The organism is Paraburkholderia sp. Cy-641 (assembly GCF_011752945.1).
Classification (GTDB): Bacteria; Pseudomonadota; Gammaproteobacteria; order Burkholderiales; family Burkholderiaceae; genus Paraburkholderia.
Genome location: NZ_VWWM01000077.1, coordinates 23,952 through 30,788 on the forward strand (window position 1 = coordinate 23,952; position 6,837 = coordinate 30,788).

The following is a 6,837-nucleotide window of genomic DNA, read 5'->3' on the forward strand; positions in this document are numbered from 1 at the left end:
TTCGGTTTTCCAGAACGACAACACATGCATCGCTATCCGAACTATTTTCCACATCGTCATCCCGACGACGAACTCGATTGCGTGCCGCTGCTCGTGGCCGGTCTCAGCGCCGATCCGCTCCGCACGTTCCTTCAATTCGACGAGCGCGCGATCACTTGCGGCGAGGCGGTCGCGCATATTGCGCAATGGCAGGCATGGTTCGGCGAACAGGGTGTCGTGCAAGGCGACCGCGTGGCCGTGATGCTCGGCAACTCCGCCGAACACATCTATCTGATCTACGCGCTGATGCTTAGCGGCATCGTGTGGGTGCCGGTGAATACGCGGCTGCGCGCGGCAGGCCTCGAATACGTGTTGCAGCACGCGGAGCCGAAACTCTTTGTGATCGATGCCGAGTTCGACGCGCTCAGCGCGAACCTCGATTACACGGGCGCGCGCCGTGTGCGGCTACCCTCGTTCGACGGCGCGGCCGCGCCGCGCTCGCTTGCGACACCCGCCATCGGCATTCACGATCCGCTCTGCATCATCTATACGTCGGGCACGACGGGCGCACCCAAAGGCGTTGTCTTCACGCACCGGATGATGCGTATTGCGAGCGAAGCCGTATTGCGCGTGGCCGACGTGCGTGCGAGCGACCGGCTCTTCATGTGGGAGCCGCTGTGCCACATCGGCGGTGCGCAGATGCTGCTCGTGCCGTTCCTGCTGCCGGTGAGCCTGCATGTCGTGGCGCGTTTTTCGGCCTCGCAGTTCTGGCCGCAAGTCGCGCGCGCGGGCGCGACGCAGTTGCATTATCTCGGCGGCATGCTCGATATCCTGATGCAACTGCCGCCAGGCAGCGAGCCCCACGACCACACGCTACGCGTCGCATGGGGCGCGGGCATCGCGGCATCGGCGTGGCAGGCGATCGAACAACGCTTCGGCGTGCGGTTGCGCGAGTGCTACGGCATGACCGAATGCTCGAGCTTCGCGACGCTCAACTCTACCGGCAAGCCCGGTTCGATCGGCCAGGCGCTGCCGTGGTTCGATCTCGAACTGCTCGACGACCAGGGGCGCGCGGTCGCGCCCGGCGAACCGGGCGAAATCGTGCTGACCAGCAAGGTGGAAGGCGCGCTGCTGCCGATGTATCTGAAGAACGACGAGGCGACACACAGCGCGTTGCGCGACGGCAAGCTGCATACCGGCGACCACGCGCGCCGCGATGCGGACGGCGACCTGTTCTTCATCGGACGACGCACGGACAGCATGCGGGTGCGCGGCGAGAACGTATCGGCATGGGAAATCGAGCGGATTTTCGCGGCGCATCCGGCGGTGCGGGCGAGCGCAGCAATCGGAGTGGCATCGTCCGTCGGCGAACAGGACATTCTGCTGAACGTGCAGTTCAAGGACCACGCGGTGCCATGGGAGTCGCTGCATGCATGGGCCAGCGAACGGCTCGCGAGTTTTCAGTTGCCGCGCTATTACCGCGCGGTCGCGCAGTTCGAGCTGACTGCGAGCGAGCGCATTCGCAAGCACCTGCTGTCGCGCGAGGTGGACGACGCGTGGGACCGTCTGCGGCATTGACGCGTGCGGAGCGGGAGAAAAGCAAACTTATCGCTATCAGATAGCATGATAGCGGTATACAATAATAGGAGCGTCATGCAACACCGGTTACCGATCGTGAGTCCTGCCCAGCCCAAACCCGCGCGCAAACGTGCCGCATCCAGCGCCACGTCCGGCACCGCACGTGGCGCCCCAAAAGTGGACGACCCGAGCGAATCGTCACTGTACGTGCAATCCGTCGAAAAGGCGATGAAGGTGCTGACCGCGTTCGACGGCAGCAAGCGACAACTGTCGCTTTCCGAAATCGCCGCGCTAACCGGTTTCGACATGAGCGCGACGCAGCGCTTCACGTTCACGCTCGCGGCGCTCGGCTACCTGCTCAAAGACCCGGACAGCCGCAAATACGAATTGTCGCCGAAACTGGTGGACTTTACGTACCACTATCTGATTTCGAACGAACTGGTGAGCCGCGCGACGCCGTATCTCCAGCAACTCGGCTCGGAGACGGAAGAAGCGACCAACCTGACGGTGCTCGACGACACCGATATCGTGTTCGTGCTGCGCATCGTCAGCCGCAACGTATTCAATGCTCACGTGATTACCGGCTCGCGGCTGCCGGCCTACTGCACGGCGCCCGGTCTCGCGATTCTCGCGACCTTGCAGGACGGCGAGGTCGACGACATCCTCTCGCGCACGAATCTCGTTGCGTTCACGTCGTCCACCGTGTATCAGCCGCGCAAGATCAAGGAGCGTTTGACGCAGATTCGCAAGCAGGGTTATGCGCATACGGAAGACGAGTACTTTGTCGCGGATATCTCCACGGCGGCGGCCGTGACCAACGCGCATGGCCGGGGGATCGGTGCGGTCAATATCGCCGTGGCGCGTTCGCGCTGGCAGGCGGATCGCGACGAGAAGCGATTTGCGGATCTGGTGATTTCGACGGCTTCCGCGATATCGACTCGCCGGCGGGTGGAGCAGGTGTAGGGGGTGGGGTTACGTTGATCGCTGTAATTAGCCTAACACCCGCAGCCGCCCCTGACAGGATTGCCCGAGCCTTACAAGGCTCACCATCCCACTCCAACGCACCAACCTTACCGCACGAGCCTTCTCAAATCGTCTAAAGCAACTGGTGTCCCGTTCCGTTGACCTCAACATGCCAAGCGAGCATAGATCGGTCAACAACGAAACGGAACACCAGCTACCCTGCCAATAAACCCCACACGCAAGCGCGAACGCCAAACGCTACGGATTTTCAGCGCGTGCAGGCTGAGAAGCAGACCCGGACGACTTGCGCACCTTGGCGACCTGCTCGGACGTCACGGGCGAAGCATGGTTGCCCCAACTGGATCGCACGAAAGTCAGCACGTCCGCTACGTCGCGATCCGTCAACCGCGTGGCGAACCCCGGCATCGCGTAGTGCGTGGGGCCGGCCTTGGTCCACGGCATCTCGCCGCCTTGCAGCACGATATGAATCAGCGAAGTCGGATCGTCCGTGTTCACGACCGTCGAAAGCGCCAACGTCGGAAACGTGCTCTCGTAACCGCTGCCGCTCGTGCGATGGCACGCCGCGCAGTTGTCCACGAAGGTCAGCGCGCCGTTGCTATGGTCCGTGCCGGCGCGCAGTGCATTTGCCGCGGTTGCATCGGGCGAGAGCGTGCTGCCGGATGCGTCGACGGGAGCCAGCGTCTTGAGGTAAGCGGCAATGGCGGCGAGATCCTGGTCGCCCAGATGCTGTGTGCTGTCCTGCACGACATCCGCCATACCGCCAAACGCCGCCGAGTGCGCCGTGCGGCCGCTCTTCAGGAACGCAACGATATCGGCTGCGCTCCAGTTGCCCAAACCGTCCTTGCGGTCGCCACGCAGATTCTTCGCGAGGTAGCCATCGACCACGCCCCCGGAGAGAAACAGCTTGCCGTCATCGGTCAGCGACTTCTCCTCGAGGCCGTAGCCGCGGGGCGTATGACATGCGCTGCAGTGCGCGAGGCCTTCCACGAGGTAGCGGCCGCGCGCGATCGGGTCGTTCGGCAGCGGGCTGTCGTCGCTGACGGCTTCCGGTGCGAACGCCATGCGCCAGAAGCGCAGCGGCCAGCGCATCGACAGCGGCCACGGAATATCGGACGCGCGGTTGCCTTGCGAAACCGGCTCGACGCCATGCATGAAATACGCGTAGAGCGCCTTCACGTCCGAGGGCTTGACCTTCGCATACGAAACGTACGGCATGGCGGGATACAGCGTCGAACCGTCCTTCGCGATGCCGTGGCGCACGGCGCGGTCGAAGTCATCGAAGGTGTAGTTGCCGATGCCGGTCGACTTGTCGGGCGTGATGTTGGTCGAGTAGATCGTGCCGATCGGCGATGCAATGCCGAGGCCGCCCGCGAACGGCTTGCCGCCCTTTGCCGTGTGGCAGGCAATGCAGTCGCCCGCGGCCGCGAGGTAGCGGCCCTTTTGAATCAGCTGCGCGTCCGTATCGGCCGATGCGGATGGAGATGCCGTCGCGGATGATTGTGCGAAGACGCCGGCGCTCGCAGCCGAAAAGACGACAGCAGAAGCGATGGCAAACGTAATTTTTCTCATGATGCTTGCCGTCTCCCTTATGCCTGGACCAGCGGAGCCGGGTTCTTCAGGTATTGCTCGCGAATGGCCTTGGCCGAGTGAAACGCGAGGGCCGCGACGATACCGGTCGGGTTGTAGCCCATGTTCTGCGGGAACGCGGAAGCGCCCATCACGAACACGTTCGGCACATCCCAGCTTTGCAGATACTTGTTCACGACGCTCGTCGCCGGCGAGCTGCCCATCACCGCGCCGCCGGTGGTATGCGTGGACTGGTACACGCGCGTGTCGTAGTGCTGCCCCTTCTTGCGGATCGCGCGGAAGTACTTCTCCGGGTTCATCGCCTTCGCAACTTCTTCCATGCGCGTGCCGATATAGCCGAGCATGGCGTATTCGTTGTCGTGCCAGTCGAACGTCATGCGCAGAAGCGGCAGACCGTGAGCGTCCCGATAGGTCGGATCGAGATCGAGATAAGCGTCGCGATACGGCATCACCGAACCCGAAATACCGATGCTCATATAGCGCTGGTAAGCGTCGGAAATACCGGCCTTCCAGCCGCTGCCCCAGGTCGGCGTGCCGGGCACGGTCGCCGCCTGCTTGATTGGACGGCCGCCCGTGCGGATATGACGAACGCTCGCGCCGCCGACAAAGCCGAGCGGACCGTGGTCGAACTGGTCGCCATTGAAGTCGTCCATGCCCACGCCGCCCGCGCCGCTGCCGATAAACGGATTGAGTTGCGTGCCCTTCGGCAGCAGCACGTTGATGCCGCCGTTCATCTGATAGGCGTAGTTGCGCCCCACTACCCCCTCGCCGGTCTTCGGATCGTAGGGTTTGCCGATGCCCGAGAGCAGCAGCAGGCGCACGTTGTGCATCTGGAACGCGGCGACGATGACCATGTCCGCGGGCTGTTCGACTTCGCGGCCTTGCGCATCGATGTAGGTGACACCCGTCGCGCGCTTCCTGTCGGGCGAAAGCATGACTTTCGTGACATACGAGTTCGCGCGAAGCTCGAAGTTAGGCTTCTTGAGCAGCACCGGCAAAATGGTCGTTTGGGGCGATGCCTTCGAGTACATATAGCAGCCGAAGTCTTCGCAGAAGCCGCAGAAGTTGCACGGTCCAAGACGCACACCGTACGGATTCGTGTACGGGGTCGACGCATTCGCCGCAGGCGCGGGATACGGATGGAAGCCCACTTCGCGCGCGGCCTTTTCGAACAGCGACGCGCCGAGGCCGTTCTTCAGCGGCGGCGTGGGGAAATCGTTGCGACGGCTGCCTTCGAGCGGATTACCGCCGGCCTGGATGTTGCCGTTGAGATTACCGGCCTTGCCGGACGTGCCGAATACCTTCTCCGCAAAATCGAAGAACGGTTCCATCTCGTCATAGGTCACGCCGAAATCCTGAACCTGCATGCCTTCTGGAATGAACTTCTTGCCGTAGCGCTCTTCATAACGCGTACGCAATTGCAGTTCTTCAGGCAGCATCCGGTAATGCATGCCGTTCCAGTGAAAGCCCGCGCCGCCCACGCCGTTACCGAGCAGAAACGAGCCGTGTTGACGGTACGGCACCGCGAGATCATCCACGCCGTGGCGAATGGTCACCGTTTCCGACGACAGATCCTGGAACAACGCGCCGCGCACGCCATACTTGAGCTCGTCGATCACTTTCGGATAGTTCGCATCGGTTGGCGTATCGCGCATCGCGCCGCGCTCGAGCGCGACCACGTCGAGTCCCGCGTCCGTAAGTTCCTGCGCGAGAATCGCGCCGGTCCAGCCGAAACCTACGATCACGCAATCGACCTTGTTCTTCCTGATTGCCACTGCTTACCCCCGCCTGCCGTTAATCGATACCGGACCATACGGATACTTCGCACCCGGCTGATCGATCCAATCCATGAAATCCGCGCGCGCGCCCGGGAAACCGACCATCTTCCAGCCGGCCATATCCTTATTGCCGCCGTAGATCGGGTCGGAGAGGAAACCTTCCTTGGTATTGCCGAGCAGGAATGAAAAGAACGTGCGTGCAGGAACAGTTTCAAACGCGAGTTTGCCGTGCTCCATATCCTGAAGCACCGCTTCGCGCGTCGCCACGTCGAGTTCAGCAAAGGTCTTGCCGCCGTGCTGCTTCACGCAGTACTCGTCGCAGGCCGCGATGCCATGACGATAGACGTCGCGCGGCGCGAGATTGATCTGATAGCCCATTTCGGGCACGGCATCGGGATGAAAAGGCCCTTGCATGTACCAGAGCTTGCCGTGGCCATACGGCATTTCCATCTGGCGATCGATGTACTCGGGCACACCGGCCTTCACGGCACCTGGGCCATGTTCATCGTCGGGAATCAGCCGGTCCACCGCAGCATGCAAAAATTTCCATTCTGCCGCGGTGAAGTAAGTAGGCTGGTACTCTACGGTGTTCTCGGTGGCGGGTGTCGCGTTACTGCTGCAGGCACTTTGAGTAAAAGTTGCACCTGAAGCGACCGTCGCGGCGGGTACGACGGCCAGCACCTGCCGCAAAAAGCGACGGCGTGGTTCCTGTTGGTCGGACATGGAGTTTTCTCTGTTGTGACTTATCTGCGGGCCTCATTATAAGAGGTGATCCGAGATAACGTTTCAATACTCCCTTTCCCTTAGAGCGTGTTAGGCACTTTGTGCCAAACCTGGTAACCTGGCGCAATGCCAGAACGCAAACCGTACCCAACAGATGTATCGGACGAGGAGTGGAGCTTTGCCGCTCCGTACCTCGTCCTGATGAGCG

General features: G+C 62.0%; 5 protein-coding genes and 1 pseudogene. 3 read left to right on the forward strand and 3 right to left on the reverse strand.

Annotated features, from left to right (window positions below):
• Positions 1 to 24: 24 nt before the first annotated feature.
• On the forward strand, positions 25 to 1,557 hold the full coding sequence (locus F3J20_RS28895; protein ID WP_167285553.1) for an AMP-binding protein: 1,533 nt from the start codon (positions 25 to 27) through the stop codon (positions 1,555 to 1,557).
• 75 nt (positions 1,558 to 1,632) lie between these two features.
• Positions 1,633 to 2,520, forward strand: a complete 888-nt coding sequence (locus tag F3J20_RS28900; RefSeq protein WP_240162947.1) for an IclR family transcriptional regulator — start codon at positions 1,633 to 1,635, stop codon at positions 2,518 to 2,520.
• A gap of 258 nt (positions 2,521 to 2,778) precedes the next feature.
• Here the strand turns inward: F3J20_RS28900 and F3J20_RS28905 are convergent, their stop codons facing one another.
• From F3J20_RS28905 to F3J20_RS28915, 3 genes are read right to left on the reverse strand one after another with little or no spacing between them, the layout of a single operon-like run.
• Positions 2,779 to 4,110 (reverse strand): cytochrome c, encoded by a 1,332-nt coding sequence (locus F3J20_RS28905; RefSeq protein ID WP_167285554.1) that lies wholly within the window; start codon positions 4,108 to 4,110, stop codon positions 2,779 to 2,781.
• A gap of 17 nt (positions 4,111 to 4,127) precedes the next feature.
• On the reverse strand, positions 4,128 to 5,903 hold the full coding sequence (locus tag F3J20_RS28910; RefSeq protein WP_167285555.1) for a GMC family oxidoreductase: 1,776 nt from the start codon (positions 5,901 to 5,903) through the stop codon (positions 4,128 to 4,130).
• 3 nt (positions 5,904 to 5,906) lie between these two features.
• On the reverse strand, positions 5,907 to 6,629 hold the full coding sequence (locus F3J20_RS28915) for a gluconate 2-dehydrogenase subunit 3 family protein (RefSeq protein WP_167285556.1): 723 nt from the start codon (positions 6,627 to 6,629) through the stop codon (positions 5,907 to 5,909).
• Between the two features lie 126 nt (positions 6,630 to 6,755).
• On the opposite strand from F3J20_RS28915, the pseudogene F3J20_RS32320 reads away from it, so the two are divergent.
• Positions 6,756 to 6,837: pseudogene (locus F3J20_RS32320) on the forward strand (IS5/IS1182 family transposase); the annotation flags it as partial.